Genomic DNA, 25,213 nt, shown 5'->3' with positions numbered 1-25,213 from the left:
AATTTCATCATACGGAAAAGAAAAGAGGCTATGTCATGGAGAAATGGAGTACAAAGGAGCAATTAGTTGACCTTTTATGTAATCTTGTCAAAATTCCTAGCATTACAGGCTCACAGGCAGAAAAGGAGCTGCCTGACTTTGTCATAAATCAGTTAACAAGCTTGAAGTATTTTCAAGAAAATCCAGAGTATCTGCGAAAAAATCCAACAGGTGACGGAACGTATTTTGTTACTGGTCTTGTGAAAAATCAACCGCAGACGAAAAAGACAGTCATACTTATCAGTCATTTTGATGTAGTTGATGTAGAGGATTATGGAAGATGGAAGGAATACGCATTTGAGCCGCAAAAAATTACAGAATCATTTCAGCAGCATAAGGAAGAGCTACCAAGCCAAGTCAAAAACGATATGGAAACTGGAAATTGGTTGTTTGGCAGGGGAACAATGGACATGAAATGTGGGCTTGCGCTCCATATGTCTATACTAGAAAAAGCATGCAATGGAGAGTTCGATGGAAATATTCTGCTAGTAACAGTTCCAGATGAGGAAGTGAATTCTGTCGGCATGAGAGCGGCTGTCCCTGTTTTAGTGGAAATTGCCCAGGAACATGACTTGGAATATGTGACGGTATTAAATAGTGAGCCGATGTTTATGCGATATCCTGGAGACCAAAATAAATATATTTATACGGGCTCAATTGGGAAATTGCTGCCAGGCTTTTTATGCTATGGAAAAGAAACGCATGTTGGGGAACCCTTTGCTGGCTTAAATGCAAATTATATGGTCTCCTTATTGACCGAGGCATTTGAGTTAAATACCGATTTATGCGAAATAGTAGAAGGAGAAGTTACGCCACCGCCAACTAATCTTATACAATATGGGATTAAAAAGGACTATTCTGTGCAAATTCCGCATCGGGCAGTAACGTTATTTAATTTATTTTTATTAGAGAAAAAAATGGATGATGTCGTATCCTTATTAAAAGAAACTGCTGAAAAAGCAGCAGCTAACATAGCTAGTTCCTATCAAAAACAAGCTTCTGCGTTTGCAAACTATACTCCTTTTGTGCCGCCTGACATGAAAGTTACTGTATTAACATTTGATGAACTGAGTCAGTATGCTGTGACAAAGTATGGAAAAGAAAGTGTGGAAAGTATCCATGCAAATATCCTGAAAAACAAAGGAACAATGGATGATAGAGAGGCCACAATTGAAATGGTCGATAAGCTAGCGATTTTATGTAAGGAGCTGGCACCAATGATGATCTTATTCTTTGCGCCGCCCTTTTATCCAGCGATAAGCTCCTATAAAGATCCATTAATCAATAATGTTGTGCAAGCCATTCAAAAATATGGATTAGCTTCACATGGAGTAGATTTTGAAAAAAGAAACTACTTTAATGGAATATCTGATTTAAGCTATGCTGGTTTGCAGTATCCTGCTGCATCCATGATATCACTTACCGCTAATATGCCGATGTGGGAGAGGGGATACTCTGTTCCTCTTAAGGAATTAGAAGCATTCAACGTACCTGTATTAAATATCGGACCTGTTGGTTTTGATGCCCACCAGTGGACAGAAAGATTGGATATTGACTATGCATTTGTCACATTAAAGGACCTTCTTTTCTTTAGCATTGCATCAATATTTGCAGCCAATCCTTCTGCATAACATCATATAATCTAGTTGTTTGCTTGGGCTTTTTCCACTTTGCGAACAATGGCCATAAATAACCTTACAAGCAAGAAGGAGAAAGCAATAGAAGTAAAGCTACAAAAAGAGTTCCAGCCTTTTTTATATTCAACAAGCTTCGTGTTTTTTTCAATAAAATGCTCCGCGACTGCTGATGGAATACTGAAAAGGAGGCACTTTATTAACACTCCTGGCAATTTGGAATCCTTTGTCGCTTGGTTGTAATAAACACATGTGACAGGGAAAATAAGGTAGCTGAAAAGTACACTAATATCAAACATCCTAAATATTCTTACAGGGTATTTTATATAGCCTTTTTTTACGGCAATATTATCTAATATGGAGGCAATATAGCTTTTGATCAAAAAGATAATTAACCATTCCTTTAGCGGCGGCTTTCTTATCATGTTTATAAATAAACCAATGCTTGCAAATAATAATAATCGTAAGAAGTTCAATTCATTCCGCTTAGACATTTTTTTCTCCTTTTGTTTTTCCTTAGCTTGTCCTTGTGGAATTTAAATATTTATCTTTAGATGATTTATTAACCGAGTAAATTAAATAAAAAACACCGAACAATCGTCAATGAGATTGTTCGGTGTTCATGTTGACTAAGAACCTTCTGGCAAGGCCTTTTAGCTTAGATTAAAGTATTAAAATTTCGTGTCTGTTGACTATTAAATATGTCTATCTCGTCCTGCCATCATTCCAAATATTGTAACAATCGCTGCGACAAAAATAAGGGTGATAAGAGGGATTGACCATACATGTGTCCAATCAAACAGGGAACCGATGAACAAAGGTCCTACTGCAGCAAGAATATAACCTGTTGATTGTGCCATTCCGGAAAGCTCTGCTGCTTGTTTCGCACTTTGTGAACGGAAACCAATTAAGCTTAGTGCTAATGGGAATATTCCGCCAAGAGCTAAACCAATTAAAATGATGCTGATTATTAAAATCGGGTAGTGGTCAGCACTTAACAATAACCCGCAATAGCCTAAAATCGCGCAAATGCCTAAACCTAAGGAAATCCAAGATTGGGACTTGAGACGGCTTGCCACAAATGGGATGAAAAAGCTGGCAGGTAAACCCACTAATTGCATAAAGGATAGCATCCATCCTGCAGTCTCGATACTCATTCCATAGCTATGCAAAATTTCCGGCAGCCATGAAATCGTCACATAAAATAAAAACGATTGAAAGCCCATAAAAATAGCAATTTGCCAAGCAATTGGAGAAGACCAAACTTTTGTCGGTGTAACTAGATTTGTATTTGTAACTTCAGCGCTATCATTCCGATTGTATTTCTGTAAATAAAACCAGACAATAATCGCGGCTACAGCGGGAATGCCCCACACCATTTGAGCACCTTGCCAGCCTAGACCGTTTCCTTCAGCTAGCGGAACACTAAGACCTGAAGCTAAGGAAGCGAAAATACCCATAGAAGTAGAATATACACTTGTCATTAGACCAAATTTTGTTGGGAATTTATCCTTAACAATTGCTGGCAGAAGGACATTGCCGATAGCTATACCAATTCCGATAAGTAGTGTCCCAGCGAAAAGGAAAAAGGTGTATGGAATGGATCTTGAACAAATGCCTGTTAATAATACAATAAGACCGAGAAGAAGGGCCTTTTCATTTGATAATCGGCCCGATATTTTCGGTACAAGAGGTGACATGACGGAAAATGTGATTAAGGGCAAGCTCATCAGTAACCCTGAACTCCAATGGGCAAGTCCAACGTCTTCCTGAATAAAGCCGACAAGAGGTCCTAAAGAAGTAATTGCCGGGCGAAGGTTGAAAGCGACAAGGACAATCCCTGCAATAAGTAAATAAATAGATATAGTTTTAGATTTGTTATACTCAGATGATTTTGATAAGTCCATTATATTGGTAACTCCTCTCTAATGTTGCAAACCTTATCCAGTATAACATAACAAAGCTAGTTTTTTTGTTTTAAAAATAGTAGCTAGATGATTAACTAGTTTATAATAGAAATTAATTTTATTGTTTTTTTGTTATATTGAAATATTCCTCACACAGAAACTAGTGTTGGTAGTAACAGGTAACTTGCATATGCCCCATTTAAATAAGAAATACAAGAATAATTCTCTGCTGTTTTGCCAGACTCGACCCTATTGACATTAATTTCATAGCTTGGTAATGTTAAAAAAATATTTCTTATCCAGAGAGGTGGAGGGACTGGCCCTATGAAGCCTCAGCAGCAGGTCTATGGACACTGTGCTAATTCCAGTGGGTGTTGACTCCCTGATAGATGAGAGCTTAGTTTATTTGTCAGCGACACACTCTAATTAGGGTGTGTTTTTTTCTGGATATTTTAAGGAGAGTTTGGATGGAAAACAACAAAGAACAATTTCAACGAAAGATGCAAACGAGACATTTAGTGATGCTGTCACTTGGAGGAGTTATTGGAACAGGACTATTCTTGAGTTCAGGCTATACGATACAGCAGGCTGGCCCAATAGGCACCATTCTTGCTTATCTTATTGGAGCACTCGTCGTTTATTTAGTAATGCTGTGCTTAGGAGAGCTGGCTGTACATATGCCGGAAACAGGAGCTTTTCACAGCTACGCAGCTAAATACATCAATCCAGCCACAGGCTATACAGTTGCATGGCTGTATTGGTTAACATGGACTGTTGCATTAGGATCGGAATTTACAGCGGCAGGACTTCTTATGCAAAGATGGTTTCCAACTGTTAATGTATGGATTTGGAGCTTAATATTCGCACTTTTAATATTGGTGTTGAACATTCTAACAGTGCGAATGTTCGCAGAATCTGAGTTTTGGTTTTCTTCTATTAAGGTAATAGCTATCGCACTTTTCATTATACTTGGCTTAGGAGCTGTTGTCGGGATTATTCCAATGACTCATACACAGTCAGCACCATTGCTAAGTAATTTCACAAGTGGTGGTCTTTTTCCAAATGGAGTTGTTACAGTGTTTATGACAATGCTGGCAGTTAACTTCGCTTTTTCGGGAACAGAGTTAATCGGAATAGCCGCAGGCGAAACAGCCAATCCAGAAAAAACAGTACCTAAAGCGATTCACACAACATTATGGCGTCTAGTTATCTTCTTTGTTGGTACGATCTTTATTTTGTCAGCACTATTGCCATCTTCTGAAGCTGGTGTACTAGAAAGCCCGTTTGTGGCTGTTTTTGAGCGAATTGGTATTCCTTATGCAGCAGATATTATGAACTTTGTGATTTTGACTGCTATTTTGTCAGCCGCGAACTCAGGACTCTATGCATCATCAAGAATGCTGTGGTCACTTGCAGATAAAAATACTATTTCTCCAAGATTTAAAAAGCTATCTAAAAATGGTGTTCCAGTGTATGCTGTCATATTCAGCATGCTTGGCGGAGGATTGGCCCTTTTATCAAGCATTATTGCACCAGGCACCGTTTATATCGTATTAGTGTCCATTTCTGGACTTGCTGTTGTTGCTGTATGGATGAGCATAAGTGCCTCCCAGTTTTTGTTCCGCAAGCAGTATTTAAAAGAAGGAAATTCAGTTGACGACCTTGTTTACCGGACACCGCTGTATCCTTTTGTACCAATTGCATCATTTGTACTCTGTCTTGTATCATGTATTGGCATAGCCTTTGATCCAACACAACGAATTGCATTATATTGTGGAATTCCGTTTATCGTATTCTGCTATATAAGCTTTTACATCACAAAGAAGCTTAAGAAGAAAGGGGAAGTCGACTATGTTCAGCAGCAATCCAATTAAGACGATTCTAACAGATTACCCTTTAATAATTTTAGATGGAGCGTTAGCGACTGAATTAGAATCGCATGGCTGTAATTTAGATGATCCACTTTGGTCGGCAAGTGTACTACTAGAGAATCCAGAGCTAATCTATCAGGTTCATACGGAATATTTTCAAGCAGGAGCAGATTGTGCCATCACCGCAAGTTATCAGGCTTCCATTGCAGGGTTTGCAAAAAGAGGGATGGATGAAACAGTGGCATTAGAGTTGATAAAAAAATCCGTTACTTTAGCAAGAAAAGCTAGGGATGATTATTGGCAGAAGCATAAACAGCCAACTAGACCGAAGCCGTTAGTTGCAGCATCAGTTGGACCGTATGGAGCCTACTTGGCAGATGGATCAGAGTATGTCGGCAATTACGGAGTATCAGATGAGGCATTGACAGATTTCCACCGCAGCAGAATGACGGCTTTAATAGAAGCAGGTGCTGACCTGCTAGCATTTGAAACAATTCCATCATTGCAGGAAGCAACAGTATTAGCGACTCTCCTGAAGGAATTTCCAGATACATATGCATGGCTGTCGTTTTCTTTAAAAACAGATTCAGAAATCAGTGACGGTACACTAATCAGAGATTGTGGCAGTCTGTTTGTCGAAAACGACCAAATTGCTGCAATTGGGTTAAACTGTGCTCCGGCAACAATTGTTACAGATACAATCAAGAATTTTAAAGACAGTACAAATAAACCAATCATTGTCTATCCGAATTCAGGCGAGACATATAATCCAGACACGAAAACATGGCATGGTGAGGAAGCCTGTTCCGGTTTGAACCATAAAGAATGGTTTCAAGCAGGAGCGAGTATTATTGGCGGATGCTGCCGAACATCTCCACGGGATATTGAAGAGATTGCTAGAGAATGGCGAAAATGAATGATGTAAATCGGAAGACCACTTATACTTGGAGTGGTCTTTTTTTGTACACTAAGGTGTTGTTCAACCTTCCTATTTGATAATAATTACTAACAACCTGAGATTTAAAATGGTAATAGATTTGTTTCAGCCTTTAGAGAAGTAGATAGCCACCAAGTATTTAATATCTGAACTATGTTTGATTTGTTAAAATCCGTAATTTTGTCTAATTTATGACACATGCAAATATACGACAACTTTCGACAAAAACCTGTCAATGAATTTGTTAACTTTTATTTAAATCGGTTTCAAATTAGATGCTAGTTTCTAGAGCGCGAGTAAAAGGAGGTATTTGTCATAAAGATAGCATATAGTTCTTTTTGGAAACAAAGTGTTTTAGGATCCCTAATTGTTTTGTGTATTACATTCTTTCTTCATGATTTCATTGTAGAAAATGCCCCATTAAATGTCTTTGTGGATTTCCTTATTTTTGTGGTAATATTCTTTATCCTGCACGCGATGTATTTTCTTATTGCCCGTACTAAGATGTCGTCTAAAAACTAAAAAGCATGTCCAGTTGTTAACAGTATGGTCATAACTGGACATGCTTTTTTACTAGACTTATTTTTTGTAAAAGAATAAATCTAGATAAATTAGCAAAAAAGGCAGCTATGTTATGATAGATATAACAATGATAAATATCCTTTTGTGTCAGAAAAGAGGAAGTAGATGAAATACTTAGACAAACGGTTAGCACAGGAAATTGTCAACCGAACAATGACAATCATTAACTGGAATATTAATGTAATGAATGAAAAAGGGATTATTATAGCCTCTGGAGATGAGCGGCGGGTTGATGCTGTTCATGAAGGCGCATTAAAGGTGATTGAAACGCAGGCTGGCTTTGAAATTGATAATACAGAAATTACACAGTTCCATGGCGTTAAAGCAGGCATTAATTTGCCAATCAAATCTTTCGACAAAGTGGTCGGAGTTATTGGGATTACAGGCGATCCAGCGGAAATCCGAAATTATGGAGAACTAGTGAAGATGGCGGCCGAGATGATTATCCAGCAAGCATTTTTAATGGAGGAAATGCAATGGGATGAACGACTTAAGGAGGAGCTTGTCACAAAGCTTCTGGATGGGAAGGAAAGCTTCGATTCACTTTTTTTTGACAGGGCCAAACGGCTTGGAATAGATGTGTCTATCCCAAGAGCGGCAGTAATTATTGCATCAAAAGATAAAGCGAGAGTGTTTAAATCGCTCCGTTCAAAGCTGTTAAAGGATGACCTTCATGTGGTTCACCAGCAATATATTATTCTATTAAAAAAGATAGATTTAAAAGACGGATTATGGAACGAGGCTGCTACAAAGCTTGAACTGGAGAAGTGGGCATATTACTTTCAAAACCATGCAGGAATACCAGTTAAATTTGCGCTAGGCTCGTATCATAGTGGCATGGATGGGCTAAGCGTTTCTTATAAGGAGGCTGTTCACGCTTTAAAGGTTGGTAAGAAGTTGTATCCAGATACAAGACTATATTTCTCAAAGGATAGTAAACTGCCGATTTTTCTTTCACAAGCGCAAGAGTTGGGATTAAGTGTCAGCATTGAATCATATGTTGAGTACTTCAAGAAACACGATAAAAAAGGGGAACTGCTTGAAACATTGCTTATGTATGTGGAGGAAAATGGCGATGTCAATAAAGTTGCAGGCAAGCTGTTTATTCATCGCAATACACTTAGGTACCGTTTGGAGAGAATTAATGAACTGACAGGCAAAGACCCGCGAAAATTGAAGGAATTAGTGGAGCTTTATCTGTCGGTCCTGCAAAACCAGCTTTCCTAACAAAATTGTGCAAATGCACAAAAAAGCTTGGTGCTGCCAAGCTTATTTTTTATGCTGTGTCCAAAGAAAAAATACAAGAAACCGCTTACAATGTAATTATAACAAACGAGGAGGAACTCTTATGGATGACATACAAGTAAGTGCGTTAGGAGCGATTGTTGCACTTGTCGTAGCGATCGTTTTAATACTGAAGAAGGTTTCTCCTGCTTATGGGATGATTGCCGGCGCCTTAGTCGGAGGAATTGTTGGAGGAGTCGATATAGTCAATACAGTGTCATTAATGATGGCTGGTGCGGAGGACATCATTCCTGCTGTTTTAAGAATTTTGGCTGCCGGTGTGCTTGCTGGTGTCCTGATTGAATCTGGAGCAGCTGCTGTGATTGCCGAAACAATCGTTAGGAAGCTAGGCGAAACGCGGGCACTTCTCGCTTTATCATTAGCGACAATGATTTTGACAACTGTTGGTGTATTTGTTGATGTTGCGGTCATAACAGTTGCACCTATTGCATTAGCCATTGCTAAAAAGGCAGGCATTTCAAAAATGGCTATACTACTGGCGATGATTGGCGGAGGAAAAGCAGGGAATATTATGTCACCAAACCCCAATGCGATTGCAGCATCAGATGCCTTTGATGTTCCGTTAACCTCGATTATGGCTGCAGGTATCATTCCAGCTGTCTTCGGACTAATCGTTACTTACATACTCGCGAAGAAACTCGTGAAAAAAGGTTCAGCAATTGAAGTAGAGGAAATAGAAACGCCTAATAGTCTGGAGCTTCCTTCCTTCTTAACAGCTATTATTGCACCTGTTGTAACGATACTATTATTATCATTACGACCGTTGTTTAATATTAGTATTGATCCAATGATTGCCTTGCCAGTTGGTGGTATTGTCGGGGCAATTGTAATGGGAAGAGGGAAAAAGATTAATGATTATGCTGTTTCGGGATTAGGTAAGATGACAGGTGTTGCCATCATGCTCCTTGGAACAGGGACATTAGCAGGTATTATTGCAAACTCTGGCCTAAAGGATGTGCTCATTGATGGTTTAAATCTCCTTGGACTGCCAGGCTTTGTACTTGCACCTGTCTCCGGTATCTTTATGTCAGCGGCAACAGCCTCAACAACAGCAGGAACAGCGGTTGCGAGCCAAGTGTTTAGCTCAACCATTTTAGATATGGGGGTGTCCGCACTTGCTGGGGCAGCAATGATTCACGCAGGAGCAACAGTGCTCGACCATCTCCCGCACGGCAGCTTTTTCCATTCAACAGGCGGAAGTGTCAATATGGAGATGAAGGAGCGTTTAAAGCTGATACCTTATGAAACGCTAGTTGGTTTCACATTAGCACTTATTTCGACGCTTATTTATGGAGTTTTTCACTTATTTGGCTAATAAATAGAGAGGAGCAAAAATAATGAAGATTGTCCTTGCACCAGATTCGTTTAAAGAAAGCTTGTCAGCATTACAGGTAGCAGAGTCGATAGAAAGAGGCTTCAAGCAGGTTCTTCCAAATGCTGAATATGTGAAGGTTCCAATGGCAGATGGTGGAGAAGGCACTGTGCAGTCTTTAGTTGATGCAACAGGCGGAAGAATCATCAAGAAAACAGTTACTGGACCATTGGGAGAAGCAGCAGAGGCGTTTTTTGGCATATTAGGGAATGAAAAATCAGCGGTAATTGAAATGGCCGCCGCCTCTGGCCTTCACTTAGTTGCAGCAACTAAAAGAAATCCACTACTTACAACAACAAGAGGCACAGGCGAATTGATTGCTGCTGCACTTGAATATAATGTCAATCATATAATTATCGGAATTGGCGGCAGTGCTACAAATGACGGCGGAGCTGGGATGGCGAAAGCGCTCGGTGTACGTTTTCTTAATTCAAACGGACAAGAAATAGCAGAAGGAGGCGGGGCTTTAAGCGATCTCGCTGCCATTGATTTATCCAGCTTAGATTCTAGATTAGCACATGTCAAAATAGAAGTAGCCTGCGATGTTGATAACCCGCTTATTGGTCCAAAAGGAGCTTCTGCCATCTTTGGACCACAAAAAGGGGCGACACCAGAAATCGTCAACCAACTGGATGAAAACCTTGCTCATTATGCGGAAATTATTGAAAAAGATCTCGGCGTGAAAATAGCAGATGTGCCTGGAGCCGGTGCCGCAGGCGGTCTTGGCGGAGGTTTGCTGGCATTTATGCAAGCTGAATTAAGTCGTGGGGTCGATATTGTTATGGAAGCGGCAAAGCTTTCCGACATCATTGCGGGAGCTGATTTAGTCATTACAGGCGAAGGTAAAATTGACGGACAGACCATCTTCGGAAAAACCCCAATCGGTGTTGCAAAAACAGCCAAGCAACACGGTGTGCCTGTGATCGGGATTGCTGGCAACGTCGCAAGCGATAGCGATGTTGTTCATGAGTACGGCATTGATGCCATATTCAGCATCGTTCCCGGGATAGTATCCTTACAGGAGGCATTTCTTCATGCAGACGAATTTGTCGCGAGAACAGCACGAAATATTGCGGCAGTTTGGCAGTTGAAAAAATGATAATAAATTGGTGCAAACCTTGTAAAGCATCAGTGAGCTTTCTTGTAATTGACAGAGTAGAAGAGTTAGTGGAGGCAGAGTGTAGACTAGGTACTTTAATGTTGAAGTGGAACACCGATTACTTAATGAGTAAAATTATATTGTAATTAAAAGTAAAAGCCTTGGAGCTTTTACTTTTTTAATTATGTGAGAAAAATATAAATCCACTAGAAATCAATTATTCCTTCTTATGAACAGATAGGATATTGAAACTTTTTAATGAATAATACGTAAATAATTATAAATGATAACGTAAATAGGTTAGGTTTAATACTAAAGAAGATAGTTATTAATCGGGATAAGAAAGAGCCAATTTACAAGGAGGTTCCTTATGAAACAACTTTATATAAAGCAAAAGGTATTCAGTTTAAGTGGAAAGTTTACAGTCAAGGATCAGCAGGAACAGGATATTTATTATGTAGAAGGAAGCTTTATGCAGATACCAAAGACCTTTTCCATTATGAATACAGCGAGACAAGAAGTTGCCCTTATTACGAAAAAGGTTTTCAGCTTTTTACCGAAGTTTTATGTTGAAGTCAATGGTCAAGAGGAATTAACGATAAGAAAGGAATTTTCGTTTTTTAAACCACGTTATACGATAGATGCAGCAGGTATTGATGTGCAGGGGAACTGGTGGGATATGGATTTTCAGGTTCTGCAGCATGGTGAAGTGATTGGTACAGTTAGCAAGGAGTGGTTCACTTGGGGTGACAGCTATAAGGTGCAAGTAGTCAAGGAAGACATGGAGGCAATTATTATTGCGTTGGTTGTTGCAATTGATTGTGTGAAGGCTGATGAAGCAGCGGCTTCTTCGGCGGCGACATGAAGGCGGGACATCGAAATATAAATCATGCATTATTGGCAGAAAACAAAAGGAAATATGCAGTAACTGCATAAGGTCTTACGTGAATATTCATGAAAGAAAAGTGAATTCGGCTGTCTGAATTCACTTTTTCATTTATAAGAAGTTATTAATGTTCCAGTCTCTTTTAAATTTAATGGAGAAGAGCACTATAAGAGTATGCACGAAAACAAAGTGAATTGGTGCGTAAAATGTAAATCATGCACATTAACCCAGCAATCTTAGGAAGAGTTCAACTGATTTAGTTAATTTATAATTAAAAATCATGAGAACCAACTCTATGGAAGTATGTATTAGGTAATCTGCTAGAAAACATTTGAAAAAATAAACACTGCTATTTGTTTTTTGGTATAGTATAGATAAGTATTGTTTAATAATGCAACAGAAGGTGATGTTAAGTGAAGGTTTTGGCGATTGCCCCTTATGAGGGGTTAAGAGAATTAATTATAGAAATAGGCCGTAATCAAGACATTGAAATACATGTGGAGGTTGGAGATTTAGAAAAAGGTGTGGAACTCGCCAGTAGTGCAGCAGAGCAGGGATACGATATTATTATTAGCCGAGGGGGGACTGCAGAACTTATTCAAAAGAAAGTCTCCATTCCTGTTATTGAAATTGAAGTTTCCGGATATGATATGCTCCGAGTGTTAACTCTTGTAAAAGACTATCCTGGTAAGGCTGCGATTGTTGGCTTTCCTCCCATATCGGAAGGTGCAGCAACTGTCTGTCAAATACTTGAAATTGATATTTCCCCCTTTGTTATTTCAAAGGAGGAAGAAGTTAAACCAACGTTAAAACAATTGCTTGAAAAGGGATATGAAGTCATTATAGGTGATGTAATTACCGTGAAGGAAGCTGAAAATCTTGGATTGAATGGGGTGTTAATTACTTCGGGAAAAGAAAGCATCCTTAAGGCCTTTCAAAATGCAAAAAAAATTCACAATTATTTTTCCATACTTAGAAAAAAATTATCGATTACCGAACAAATTCTTCAAGAAGAGAAAGATGGCATTGTAGTGTTTGACGAAACATTCAATAATGTCTATTCTAATTCCTGCTTTACTGAAAAGTTAAATACAACCTTTAATGCTTCCGTTAAAATCGAAGAGGCAGTGACAGAAGTTGGTTTAAAAGGTGAATATACCTCTTTAATTGAATACAGCAACGAGTTTTGGAAGGTAAAGGGGTCTATATTACAAGGGCTAGAAATATCACTAGTCTTGTTTCGATTACAAAGAGTGGAATCCGATAAAAAAAGGCTTTCTGAAGGTATAAACATCTCTTCACTCATGAATTCTAGCCCAATCAAATCTTCGTTTATAAAAAGTAACCAGATGAAAATGATAATAAAATCAGCTGAAAGATATAGTGAGAAGAAAGAATCGATCTGGATCAGCGGTGAAAAAGGAACAGGGAAGGAAAAATTAGCTCACTATATCCATTTTCGCAGTTCCAAACGCTCCTTTCCTCTTATGACAATAAATTGTTCGCTTTTAAATGCAGAACAGTGGAACCTGTTGTTAAGTGAAGAAGAAGGTCTGCTTTCCTCTAATGATAATGGAACAATTTTCCTCAAAAATATCGATGCAATTGCTTTATCTACTCAGAAGGAATTGGTTTCCTATTTTATAAAGAATAACCTAGAGGCGCGCGTTATCGCATCCTCAAGAGAGAATATTTTGAACATGATTGAAGGTGGTTCTTTCTTAAGTGACTTGTATTATCTGTTGGCGCAATTGACATTAAGTCTTCCGCAGTTATCAAAGCGAAAAGAAGATATTGATCATATCGCTCGTATTTTTATTAATGAAGCTAATACAAGGTATGGAAAGCAAATTGCCGGGATTCGCAATGAAGCTATGGAAGAGTTAGAGAATTATAACTGGCCGGGAAATATAACCCAATTGAAACAAGTTATAAATGAAACTGTACTGATAGCAAATGGACCTTTTATTGAAAAAGAAGATATGAATTATATTTTAAAAACAAAGTTAGAGGAAACGGAAATGGCTCAGCTGGATCTTAAAGGTACCTTAGAGGAAATAGAACAGAGAATCATCAGGCGAGTTTGGGTTGAAGAAGGTATGAATCAAACGAAAACGGCTGAAAGGCTAGGCATTAATAGAACCACTTTATGGAGAAAATTAAAAGAATTATAGATAAAAAACACCAAAATTGTTTCATTTTTAAACAGTTTTGGTGTTTTTTAATTTTTTATTTAGTTTGTTTATTGTAAAAATAAACATATTGATTTATAATTCAGCATGTAAGCGATTTTATTACTGTTTAAAAGTTAAACAATTCAATTAGAAGGGTGTAAGGATATGCAACTAAAAGGAATCATTCCAGCAATGTTGACACCATTAACAGTGGAACAAAAAGTCAACGAATCTGTTACAAGACAGTTAACAAACCATTTGCTTGATTCAGGTGTACATGGACTCTTCATTCTTGGGACAAACGGTGAATTTCACCTACTTAATACTGAGGAAAAAATAGGATTTGCTAAGACTGTCATAGAGGAAACAAAAGGAAGAGTGCCTGTAATCGTTGGTACTGGCGGTAATAGTACAGAGGAAACAATTGAGTTATCACAAAAAATGGAACAGTTGGGCGCGGATGCTTTATCCTTGATTACTCCGTTCTTTATCTCACCAACGCAAGAAGAAATGGCAGTTCATTTCACAAAGGTAGCTGAGAGTATTTCCTTGCCTGTTCTTTTATATAATATACCGGCTAGAACAGGAGTTAACCTTGAACCTGAAACCGTTGCACGACTGGCTAAAGTGCCAAATATTGTTGGAATCAAAGATAGCAGCGGTAGCTTTGACAACATCGAGAAATATATCAACGCAACAAAGGACGAAGATTTTTCCGTTTTTGCCGGTACAGATTCTTTAATTCTCCAAACCTTACAGGCTGGTGGAAAAGGAGCAGTTGCTGCGACAGCCAATATGGTTCCAGATGTTGTAGTTGCAATTTACGACAGCTGGTTAGCTGGAAATATAGAAGCGGCAGAGGAAAATCAGGTGAAATTAGAGCCTCTTCGTAACACCTTTAAACATGGTACCTTGCCTTCTGTATTAAAGAAAGCGGTAGAACTTTATAGTGTTCCAGTGGGACCGCCGAAAATGCCTGTCTCTGAGATTTCAGGAGATGCGCTAGAAATTGTCTCTAAAATGGTGGAAAAGTATAAACAACAAAAAGCTTCGATTACAAACTAATTAAAAATATAAAAATACAACATAACGGAATAGAAAGGTGGATGGAAATGCAAACGATTTATCAATTTCAAACTGCACAGAATATTGTAGCAGGACCAAACTCACTTCAGTTGCTTGGAGAAAAATTGAATCTACTAGGAGTTGAAGTGAAATCAGCATTGATCATCACTCAGCCTCCAATGATGGATTTAGGCTTTGTTGAACAGATAGTTAGTCAATTGGAGGCAAAGGGAGTTTCGGTTGATACTAATACAAATATTCTGCCAGAACCAACATTAGAGAATATTGAACAAGTATTTGAAGCAACAGCAAGTACGAATTATGATGTATTGATTGGAATTGGCGGGGGGAGTGTGCTTGATACAACGAAAATTCTCTCCGTGCTAAAAACAAACGATTCTTCGGTTGAGCAGCTTTTGGGAACGGACCTTGTCGTGAATCCAGGGGCTCCAACGATTTTAATTCCAACCACTTCTGGAACAGGTGCAGAGGTTACACCAAATGCGATCGTCACCCTGCCAGACCAAGAATTAAAGGTTGGTATTGTAAGTAAGCTTTTACTTCCAACCCTTGTTATCCTTGATCCTGTTCTCACATTAAAATTACCTAAGCCAATCACTGCTGCAACAGGAATGGACGCCTTTACTCATTCTTTAGAATCCTTTATTTCAACAAAGGCAAATCCAATCAGTGATATGTTTGCGTTAGAGTCAATCCGGTTAATTTCTTCCAGTATTGTGGAAGCGTTTCAAAATGGACAATCGATTGAGGCAAGAGAAAAAATGTTGGTAGGGTCTATGTATGGTGGAATGGCATTAACAAGTGCAGGAACAGCAGCCGTACATGCGCTGGCCTATCCTTTAGGCGGGAAATATAAAATTCCTCATGGTGTGGCAAATTCAATGCTCCTTCCACATGTCATGAAATACAATATGGATGCGATAGCAGACAGATTGGCTTTAGTTGCTGAACCTATGGGAATCAGTGCTCAAGGTCTATCGAATAGCCAATTGGCAGAAAAAGTTGTAGAAAAAATCGTTGAGTGGACAAATGTGTTGGAAATTCCTCAAGATCTTAAAAACTATGGTGTTAAAGAAGAAGAATTGCCGGAAATTTCTGTGTCAGCCTCACAAGTCACCCGCTTACTAAATAATAATCCGAAAAAATTAAGCATAGCAGATATTGAAGCGATTTATCGCGAACTGCTATAATACTTGACTATGAGAATATCAGTCATTTCGGATGATTTAACGGGAGCAAGTGATTGTGGAGGGCAGCTAGTTAGATTTGGTTTAAAGGTGTCCGTAGTGGTGCAGGAACATGATGAAAAAATTAACGACTGTGACGCAGTTATTTACAATACAGACAGCCGCTCTGTTACAGGGGAAGAGGCTTACGAAAGAGTAAAAAAGGTTTGTGATACGATAAAATCCGGGCCTGTTGACATGGTCTATAAAAAGATAGATTCGACCATGAGAGGGAATATTGGTGAGGAAATCAATGCCATCTATGATGCATTTTGCCCGGATTTTGTGATCATTGCCCCTGCCTTCCCGGTGAATGGGCGTAAAGTCATCAATGGGATTCATTATTTAAATTCCGTTAAGTTGGAGAATACCGAGGTGGCAAAAGATCCAAAAACACCTGTCACGGATTCCGAAATTAAAAGATTAATAGAGAATCAATCGAAGCGAAAGGTAGAGCATATTACATTCCAAGAGATTCATCAAGGATATGACACGATTGTGGAAAAATTGGTTTCCTTTAAGAACAATCAGGTCTCTTACATTACGGTTGATTCTGTTTTAGAGTCTGATTTAGAAAAGTTAGTGGAATTGATTCACAAGACGGATTTCTCCGTCGTTTGGGTGGGTTCTGCCGGTTTAATGAATTATTTACCGGAGAAATACGGAATGAAACAAATCCCAAAAGCACTTACTCTACCAATCCATCGTGAACCAGTTCTCTTGGTTGTTGGTAGTGTTAGTGAAACAGGGAGGTCTCAGCTGCAGCACCTTTTGAACAATTCAGATACTGTTGGACTGGAAATGAATTCGGCTAAAGTTTTGCAAGACGAAAATTTGAAGTCAATCGAACTAATGCGAATCCTGTCTGAGGCTAAAGAGGACATTTCACAAGGGAAAAATGTAGTGTTATACTCTTCGAATAATGTGAATGAAACCCGGAAAATTGGAGGGCAACTGGGATATGATGCTGTTAAAATCAGTAATATAATCTCAATGAGATTAGGTGAATTTGCGGCAGAAATGATCCGTAATCATGATTTAAAGTATCTATTTTTAACTGGAGGAGATACTGCTCAGCAAGTTTTCCTTCAATTAAATGCGAATGAATTTATTTTAATGGATGAGATAGAATCAGGTGTCCCGCTTGGCCGGGTATATACTGACAGAGAATTTTTCATTGTAACAAAAGCTGGAAACTTTGGCTCTAAAGAAGTCATGTTGAAAGCATTACATAAACTTCATGGGAGGGAATATGATGAAGCCGATAATAGGGATTACCATGGGCGACGCCGCAGGAGTGGGTTCTGAAATCATCGTGAAAGCCTTGGGCCATCCAACTGTTTATGAAATATGCAGACCAGTTGTGATTGGTGATGCTAAAATGATTAAAAGAGCCATTAGTATTACTCAAGCACCATTAACTGTTGCGGAGGTTGCATCTGTCACTGAAAGCAAATTTCAATTTGGCAGGATTGATTGTATCGATCTAAATTTACTACCTGCTGATCTACCATTTGGAGAGTTATCACCACAAGCGGGAGATGCAGCCTTTCAATATTTGAAGATGGCTGTTGAACTGGCGATGAATAAAGAGATTCAATCAATTTGTACCGCACCATTAAATAAAGAAGCCCTTCATAAGGGAGGACATCTATATCCGGGACATACCGAAATTCTTGCAGAATTAACAGAAACGGTGGATTATTCAATGATGTTATCTTCACCTAAATTAAAGGTCATCCATTTGACCACACATGTTGGCCTGATTAAAGCGGTTCAGTCTATTACACCAGAACGGACGTATAAAGTGGTGAAACTTGCCCACGAAACACTAACACGTGCGGGTTATATAAATCCAAGAATTGCAGTTTGCGGAATTAATCCACATGCGGGTGAAAATGGCTTGTTTGGAGAAGGAGAAGAGGAAGAAAAACTAGTTCCGGGAATTGAGCAGGCAATTGCTGAAGGAATAAATGTAAGCGGTCCACACCCTGCAGATACGGTGTTTTTCCGAGCGGTTCGTGGTGATTTTGATCTTGTTGTTGCCTGTTATCATGATCAAGGCCATGTGCCAATAAAGGTACTGGGTTTAGAAGAAGGTGTTAATATCACGGTTGGTTTAAATGGTGGTGTTATTCGTACTTCTGTAGACCATGGCACTGCATTTGATATTGCCGGAAAAAATATTGCTGATGAAAGAAGTATGCTTGCAGCCATCCAATCTGCTGCTGATTTGTCTCCAAAAGAAGTTTGCAATTAAGGATATGAAAAAGAAAGTTTTAAGGGAACTTAATGGGAAATTTCTTTGTGTATACTGAATTGATTGATTTGGGCTCATTTGGACATTTAGCACTTAGAAATAATTTTAAGTTCCCTAGAAAACACAGACCATTGGTATCGGGCGGTAATATCAAAATAGCTACACTAAAAATGTAACCCCTTACTAAGGTGGATTAAATGAATATAGAGAGCTTTTAAGATGATGATGGTTATCGACAGATTAGAATATATAGCATGATCACTAAATAGTAGTCGATATTGAATATAATGCAAAAAAAGGTGGACCAAAAATCATTAAAGGTTTAGCCTATATTTGTCTGCTTCACAATGGACGTAAAGTCTCAGTATTCAATAAAGCACTAATTAGGGCAGGCATTAAATTTAAAAAGATAAGGTGATTAGGGTGATTAGTATGAGTAATAATAAATTAGTAGTTAATGAGTCCATTCCAAACGGCAAATTATATCATAATGATTATACAAATATTGATTTTTCTTTAATTCCGTCTGGTCCTTTTCCAACTGCACATGCACCAACTATTATTAAGTTGGAAAATGGAGATTTATTATGTGCATGGTTTGCTGGTTCCTTTGAGGGGAGTCCTGATATTTCAATTGTATTATCAAAATTTAATCATGAAACTCAAGAGTGGAATGAACCGAAAATTATCTCGCGAGATGATACTCGTAGTGAGCAAAATCCATCATTTTTCCACGCACCAGATAAATCGGTCTGGTTAATATATACTTCTCAGGAAGGCCGACAACCAGATAAAGATAATATGCAGTTTACGTCGATTATCAAATATCAGAAAACCTATGACAATGGTGAGAATTGGACTGAACCAGAAGTATTATTTAGTCAGTCTGGTGTCTTTGCCAGACAAACAATTCAAGTATTAAGTAATGGTAGATGGATATTTAGCACATGGGTATGTGAAGATTCAAAATTAGGTCTTACAAACGATCCTACAGTATTTCAAGTATCAGATGATGAGGGACTAACGTGGAAAGAAGTACGCATGCCTGAAAGTAACGGCCGAGTACATGCCAATGTTATTGAATTAGAAGCTGGTCATTTAGTGGCATTTATGAGAAGTAGATTTGCGGATTATATTTATAGAAGTGAATCGGAGGATTATGGGGATTCTTGGACGGTACCTGAGCCAACAATCTTACCAAATAATAATTCAAGTATAAGTGCAATCAAACTAAACAATGATGCAATTGCAATTGCATACAATGCAAATTCTGCTAATAATCCTGAAAAAGGTAAAGTAGCATGGCCTGGATTAAGAAACCCGGTAGTAGTCTCAGTGTCTGAAGATGGCGGAAATACCTGGCCGATCGGTCGAATAATTGAATATGCAGAAGGTTACATTGGAGCAGAGAATAAAACAAATAATTCACAATTTGAATATCCTACAATCTATCAGGATGGAAAAGGGCTTTTACATTTAGTATACGCATATAAGAATAGACTATGTGTAAAATATAACAGTTTTTCAATTGAAGATATCTATGGTGAAAAACGTGAAAATGAAGGTGTATATAATCCTACATCTGGCGAAATAAATTAATCACATAATTATAATATTTATTAAAAACGGGCTTTAGTTTTATTCTTCTATTAAATAAAAGACATAGTATAGGATCAGTTCATAAAATGATTGGTGATTGGTCCTTTGGTTTCTTGTAAGCGTAAACATTATGATTATCGTATTAATTACAGCAAGGCCTTTGGCATGTACAAGCCTTGGAGACAGACACCGCGGCCAATTCGTAACGCTAGCATCAGTGTGCTGCGTCCTTAGAGTGGCCTAGCGCAATTACTTACATATCATCCTACATGCATATCTAACCCAATTTTAGGCAACGTTGCATGAAATGGAATTGCAGTACCCAATTGTATTTGCACTGTCTTTAGGATGGTGGCTAAGTGTTTTAAAATGTTCTCTGGATGGAATGAGTGTGTGGTATTTATGGAATTTAGAAGTAGACCAATAACTATCCATACTTGATGCAGTCTTTTGATGGAATAATTCAACAGGCTTATGCTGCTCATCCCCTTAAAAGGTGAGAAATATATTCGTTCACTTCACCTAGCAGAATGTGGTGCGAAGAATGGAGAGTAGAATTAATAACCCAACAGCTGCTCAGGTTCACTAAGACCTTGATAGTTTTCATTATGTTAGCAAACTATCAATACATAAGAGAGAGGAGAAACAAAAATGACAACGGAAATGATTCTTGCCCTTGGTATCTTGATCCTGATGATTGTAATGATTATGTCAGACAAATTTGCCTTCGGCGCACCACCACTCCTGGCCTCCCTTCTGCTAGTAGTCACAGGTCTGTCTACAGTTCAGGAAGCTTTCGCAGGCTTCGTGAACCCAAGCGTGATAATGGTCGCTGGCTTTATGGTTGTTATGGCAGGACTAATGAAGACTAGTTTGATAGGTAGGGTGCAGTCATCTATGCTTGCTTTGGTGAATAAGGGCGGCTATAAGAGTTATGCTTTTTTACTTGTGGTAGTTATGCTTGGTGCCAGTTTAGCGGGTACTGGTTCTACTGGTTACTATGTACTAATTCTGTCGTTGATATCTACAATCCCTTACAACAAAAAAATGCCTACATCCAAACTGATGATGCCTTTGGGATTCGCTACTAATCATCCACTGATTCCTTTCAATGTAGCACTTTTATATGGAGTTACTGTCAGTGTACTAGAAACAGCTGGTTATACCGGCGGGCTATCAATGTCAAAATTTGCTGTAGTGAATTTTATCTTGGCTCTTGGTTTCTTGGTATGGAGTTTGGTTGCTTATCGTCTTCTACCAGATCATTCGATTACAGAACATTCTGAATATGATGAAGTGGCGGTTACGACTGAGATTGTGACTATGCCTAAATGGAAAGAATACTGCACCATCGCTGCATTTATTGTCAGTGTGGTTGGTATGATGCTTATGAACGTATTGGACAATGCTGCCTATGTAATCCCGGGACTTGCAGGAGCATTCTTACTAATAATCAATGTACTCGACTTCAAGGAAGTTCGAGATAATATGGGTGCACCTGTGATCCTTATGATGGCTGGTGTTATCGGTGTTGCTGACGCTCTGGCAAACTCTGGATTTACAGCTATGATTGGAGATTTTGTAGCGAAATCATTGGGTACTGATATCCACCCATTTATTCTTATCTTTATCTTTGCACTTCTAACTAGTACCTGTGCTACTTTTACTGGTTCCAATATGGGTGCTGTTTATATCTTTGCGCCAATCGCTATTGCAACAAGCATTAGTTTAGGACTTAATCCTGCTGCTGCCGCAATTGCAGTCGTAATCTCTGGCTGGAACGGCGGATACATGCCAGTCGATGGTATGCCTGCCATGATTTTAGGGATGGGTAAATATAAGCTACCACAGTTCTGGTTATTTACAGTACCTATGTACCTAATCCGTATTTTTGCACTATGTGTAGGTGCTATTATTATGTTCCCTGTAAACTGATAAAGTGATAGAAGGAACAGTTGGATGAATTGGTCCAAGATACAGATTTTTCTAAAGGAACTTGAAATAGAGCTACTCTAAGAAAATTGTTCTTTGTTTTTAATACCGACACTTATTTTGATTCCTGATCAGGGAGAAATCCTTCTTCCACCAAGTAGTTTATTCAAACAGCTGGAAATAGTGAGAGAAGTCGCACTTATTAGTGGGCAAAGTATAATTATTAAAGTCGAATACGCATCAGAGTATGTTTGTAGCCGTGCTGTTAATAATTATGTGACATCAAGAGAGTTACATATATTTTGAAAGCGGATTCAACTGATGATTAGCGATAATAGAGACAACTCATTATTTCATTATAAAAAACCTCATTTTGATACGGTACGGATTCTGTACTAAATCTAAATGAGGTTTTTTATTTGAATTAATTTCGAAATGTAACTCTAAAGTGGTTCCTGGTGCGAAAAATAATACGTTTGAATCCCACCCACTCACATTAAAGGTGGTTGTTCGCAACGACTCCAATCCAAATATGGAGCGGGCCAGTTTTTTTAAAGAATGATGATCTTGTTCCATATTGGTCAGATCTTAGTTGAATGAAAACACCATATATTTTTGGTTACTATGTTAAAAACTTTTACAGGTCTTTAGATGTGTTTTTGTCCATGAAGAAATTGAGTTGGCAAAAGTATGGTATCGTTTACATCCTTGATATTATTAAATAATTTTAAATTAAAGCTATATAGTAGTAACACTTTACCACGGAAATACAGCAAAAAGAATATGTGAGGAAATCTAACAAGTTGCTTGCAGGACTTATAGGCAGCCAAGTAAACTAGGCACAAGATTATTATCGGAATAATCGGAAAGTTTGAGGGGGCTGCCAGTTATGTTAAAACGAAAGTTAATCTTGATTGGAAATGGAATGGCCGGAATTAGAACAATAGAAGAGATATTGAAGCTTGAGCCTGATGGATTTGAAATTACTGTTTTTGGAAGTGAACCACATCCAAATTATAACAGGATCCAATTATCAAAGGTATTGCAAGGAGATACTACAGTTGCAGATATTACATTGAATGATTGGAATTGGTATGAAAACAATAATATTCGCTTATATCCAGGCGAAAGTGTTATTAATATTGATACAAAAAAACAGGTTGTTTATACAGATAAGGACCGCGAAGAACCTTATGATAAGTTAATTGTCGCAACAGGTTCTAATCCGTTTATGCTGCCGTTACCTGGTTCAGATAAACAAGGTGTAACTGCATTTCGTGATATTAAAGATTGTGAAACAATGCTGCAGTACTCAAAAAAGCATAAGAAAGCAGCAGTTATAGGTGGAGGCCTTCTTGGACTTGAAGCGGCTCGTGGGTTGCTTAATCTTGGAATGCAGGTAGATGTTATTCACATTAATGATTATATTATGGACCGTCAATTAGATAGAGAGGCAGGTAAACTGTTACAAACAGAGTTAGAAAATCAAGGCATGAATTTTTTATTAAATAAACAGACAACTGAAATTCTTGGGAAAAAACAAGTGACAGGCTTGCGTTTTAAAGGCGGGGAAAAAATTGACGCAGACTTAGTTGTTATGGCAGTCGGGATAAAGCCAAATATGGACCTGGCTAAACAATCTGGCATTCCTGTTAATCGAGGTATTGTCGTAAATGATTTTATGGAAACAGGAATTCCTAATATATTTGCAGTCGGTGAATGTGCTGAGCACAGGGGAATGGTATACGGCTTAGTTGCACCACTGTATCAACAGGGCGAAGCGTTAGCGAAACGTATTTGCAATATATTCGATGAGGGCTACAAAGGGTCGGTTCTTTCCTCACAATTAAAGGTGTCTGGTGTAGATGTCTTCTCTACCGGGAAAATCAAAGAGGATGAGAATACTAAAGCAATAAAAATGGTAAATGATTGGCATGGCATCTATAAAAAGATAATTGTCGAGCAAGGGAAAATAACTGGAGCAGTCCTATTTGGAAACACCAAGGAAGGCAACCGATTATTACATTTAATTAAGAATGGTGCAAGTATAGATGAATATATGGAATCCCCTCAGACCGAAGACTCAGGAGCTAGCCTAGTAGCCCAAATGACCGATGATGAAGTCGTATGTGGATGTAATGGCGTAACGAAGGGAAGTATTGTCTCGGCAATAAATAATAAGGGACTAACAACAGTTGAACAAGTGAAGGGCTGTACGAATGCCTCACGTTCATGTGGTTCATGTAAGTCATTAGTTGCTGATATTTTGGAATTTACACTGGGTGATAAATATAGTGAAGAGCAAAAGGAATCCATTTGTGCTTGTACCACGTTAACTAGGGATGAAGTTGTTCATGAAATTAAGGAAAAGCAGCTAACACATACAAGGGAAGTTATGAATGTGTTGGGCTGGAACAACGATGAAGGATGCTCTAAATGCAGACCAGCATTAAATTATTATTTAGGAATGCTGAACCCAACAGAATATAAGGACGAACGAGAATCTCGTTTTGTTAATGAAAGATTGCATGCCAATATTCAAAATAACGGTACCTTTAGTGTGATTCCAAGAATGTATGGTGGTGTTACAAATGCCGATGACCTTAGAAAGATTGCTAATGTAGCAGATAAATATAAGGTGAAAATGATTAAATTAACGGGGGGACAACGAATTAATTTACTTGGTGTTCAAAAGCAGGACTTACCAAGTATTTGGGCAGAGCTTGGAATGCCATCAGGACATGGTTATGCTAAAGGATTACGTACAGTTAAAACCTGTGTTGGTGCTGACTTCTGTCGTTTTGGCACACAAGACTCAGTTGGAATGGGCATCGAGTTAGAGAAGAAATTTGAAGGGTTGAATGGGCCGCATAAAATAAAAATGGCTGTATCAGCTTGTCCAAGAAACTGTGCTGAAAGCGGAATTAAGGACGTTGGAGTTGTTGGTTTAGATGGAGTTTGGGAGCTGTATGTAGGAGGTAATGCAGGGACAGACCTTAGGGAAGGGGATTTATTCGTTAAGGTTAAAACAAAAGCTGAGGTACTTGAATGGACTGGGGCCTTTTTACAGTACTACCGAGAAACAGCGAATTATTTAGAAAGAACATCTGTCTGGGTTGGCCGTCTTGGAATTGATCATGTAAAGGAAAAACTTGATGATAAAGACTTCCGCGCTGAACTGAATAAACGGATGGATATAACGTTAGCAACCGTTCAAGAACCATGGAGTGAAACACTTAAGGATGAAAATTTAGTAAAAAGACTTTATGAAACAGTTCATGTTCCAGTAGCTTCTAAATAATAG

17 protein-coding genes and 1 riboswitch are annotated in these 25,213 nt (G+C 38.4%); of the genes, 15 read left to right on the top strand and 2 right to left on the bottom strand.

What is annotated here, in order from left to right:
• The first annotated feature begins 35 nt into the window (after positions 1 to 35).
• Complete coding sequence (locus CEQ21_RS06080; protein ID WP_185763715.1) at positions 36 to 1,670, top strand: M20/M25/M40 family metallo-hydrolase; 1,635 nt, start codon at positions 36 to 38, stop codon at positions 1,668 to 1,670.
• Between the two features lie 11 nt (positions 1,671 to 1,681).
• On the opposite strand, the gene CEQ21_RS06075 is transcribed toward CEQ21_RS06080, so the two are convergent.
• Positions 1,682 to 2,167: a CBO0543 family protein gene (locus CEQ21_RS06075; protein WP_185763714.1), complete on the bottom strand. Its 486-nt coding sequence runs from the start codon at positions 2,165 to 2,167 to the stop codon at positions 1,682 to 1,684.
• A gap of 201 nt (positions 2,168 to 2,368) precedes the next feature.
• Positions 2,369 to 3,580, bottom strand: a complete 1,212-nt coding sequence (locus tag CEQ21_RS06070; RefSeq protein ID WP_185763713.1) for a CynX/NimT family MFS transporter — start codon at positions 3,578 to 3,580, stop codon at positions 2,369 to 2,371.
• Positions 3,581 to 3,872: 292 nt separating this feature from the next.
• A riboswitch (SAM riboswitch) is annotated at positions 3,873 to 3,976 on the top strand.
• 71 nt (positions 3,977 to 4,047) lie between these two features.
• Between CEQ21_RS06070 and mmuP the strand changes: the two genes are divergently transcribed.
• The 14 genes from mmuP (at position 4,048) to nirB (ending at position 25,210) form a co-directional block, all read left to right on the top strand.
• Entirely contained in the window at positions 4,048 to 5,454 is a 1,407-nt protein-coding gene (gene mmuP / locus CEQ21_RS06065; protein WP_185763712.1) for an S-methylmethionine permease, read from the top strand.
• On the top strand, positions 5,432 to 6,367 hold the full coding sequence (gene mmuM / locus CEQ21_RS06060) for a homocysteine S-methyltransferase (RefSeq protein ID WP_185763711.1): 936 nt from the start codon (positions 5,432 to 5,434) through the stop codon (positions 6,365 to 6,367). Before mmuP ends, mmuM begins: the two co-directional genes overlap by 23 nt.
• Positions 6,368 to 7,075: 708 nt before the next feature.
• Positions 7,076 to 8,197: a sugar diacid recognition domain-containing protein gene (locus CEQ21_RS06055; protein ID WP_185763710.1), complete on the top strand. Its 1,122-nt coding sequence runs from the start codon at positions 7,076 to 7,078 to the stop codon at positions 8,195 to 8,197.
• A gap of 121 nt (positions 8,198 to 8,318) precedes the next feature.
• Positions 8,319 to 9,590 (top strand): GntP family permease, encoded by a 1,272-nt coding sequence (locus CEQ21_RS06050; RefSeq protein ID WP_185763709.1) that lies wholly within the window; start codon positions 8,319 to 8,321, stop codon positions 9,588 to 9,590.
• A gap of 22 nt (positions 9,591 to 9,612) precedes the next feature.
• Entirely contained in the window at positions 9,613 to 10,746 is a 1,134-nt protein-coding gene (locus tag CEQ21_RS06045; protein ID WP_185763708.1) for a glycerate kinase, read from the top strand.
• Between the two features lie 370 nt (positions 10,747 to 11,116).
• Positions 11,117 to 11,611: an LURP-one-related/scramblase family protein gene (locus CEQ21_RS06040; RefSeq protein WP_185763707.1), complete on the top strand. Its 495-nt coding sequence runs from the start codon at positions 11,117 to 11,119 to the stop codon at positions 11,609 to 11,611.
• A gap of 434 nt (positions 11,612 to 12,045) precedes the next feature.
• Positions 12,046 to 13,806 carry a sigma-54-dependent Fis family transcriptional regulator gene (locus CEQ21_RS06035; RefSeq protein WP_185763706.1) on the top strand — a complete coding sequence of 587 codons (1,761 nt, stop codon included), beginning with the start codon at positions 12,046 to 12,048 and terminating at the stop codon, positions 13,804 to 13,806.
• Positions 13,807 to 13,971: 165 nt separating this feature from the next.
• Positions 13,972 to 14,871 (top strand): 4-hydroxy-tetrahydrodipicolinate synthase, encoded by a 900-nt coding sequence (dapA, locus tag CEQ21_RS06030; protein WP_185763705.1) that lies wholly within the window; start codon positions 13,972 to 13,974, stop codon positions 14,869 to 14,871.
• 47 nt (positions 14,872 to 14,918) lie between these two features.
• Positions 14,919 to 16,082, top strand: coding sequence for an iron-containing alcohol dehydrogenase (locus CEQ21_RS06025; protein WP_185763704.1), 1,164 nt, complete (start codon positions 14,919 to 14,921; stop codon positions 16,080 to 16,082).
• A 9-nt stretch (positions 16,083 to 16,091) separates the two neighbouring features.
• Positions 16,092 to 17,426 carry a four-carbon acid sugar kinase family protein gene (locus CEQ21_RS06020; RefSeq protein ID WP_185764112.1) on the top strand — a complete coding sequence of 445 codons (1,335 nt, stop codon included), beginning with the start codon at positions 16,092 to 16,094 and terminating at the stop codon, positions 17,424 to 17,426.
• On the top strand, positions 17,374 to 18,378 hold the full coding sequence (gene pdxA, locus CEQ21_RS06015; protein ID WP_185764111.1) for a 4-hydroxythreonine-4-phosphate dehydrogenase PdxA: 1,005 nt from the start codon (positions 17,374 to 17,376) through the stop codon (positions 18,376 to 18,378). The genes CEQ21_RS06020 and pdxA overlap by 53 nt, the downstream gene beginning before the upstream one ends.
• A gap of 432 nt (positions 18,379 to 18,810) precedes the next feature.
• Positions 18,811 to 19,977 (top strand): sialidase family protein, encoded by a 1,167-nt coding sequence (locus tag CEQ21_RS06010; RefSeq protein ID WP_185763703.1) that lies wholly within the window; start codon positions 18,811 to 18,813, stop codon positions 19,975 to 19,977.
• A 651-nt stretch (positions 19,978 to 20,628) separates the two neighbouring features.
• Entirely contained in the window at positions 20,629 to 21,912 is a 1,284-nt protein-coding gene (locus CEQ21_RS06005; RefSeq protein WP_185763702.1) for an SLC13 family permease, read from the top strand.
• Positions 21,913 to 22,798: 886 nt separating this feature from the next.
• On the top strand, positions 22,799 to 25,210 hold the full coding sequence (nirB, locus tag CEQ21_RS06000; protein ID WP_185763701.1) for a nitrite reductase large subunit NirB: 2,412 nt from the start codon (positions 22,799 to 22,801) through the stop codon (positions 25,208 to 25,210).
• Positions 25,211 to 25,213 lie beyond the last annotated feature (3 nt).

Source organism: Niallia circulans, from assembly GCF_007273535.1.
Taxonomy (GTDB): Bacteria; Bacillota; Bacilli; order Bacillales; family Cytobacillaceae; genus Niallia; species Niallia circulans_B.
The sequence above is the reverse complement of the archived record's forward strand: the minus strand, read 5'-3'. Positions and strand labels throughout refer to the sequence as shown.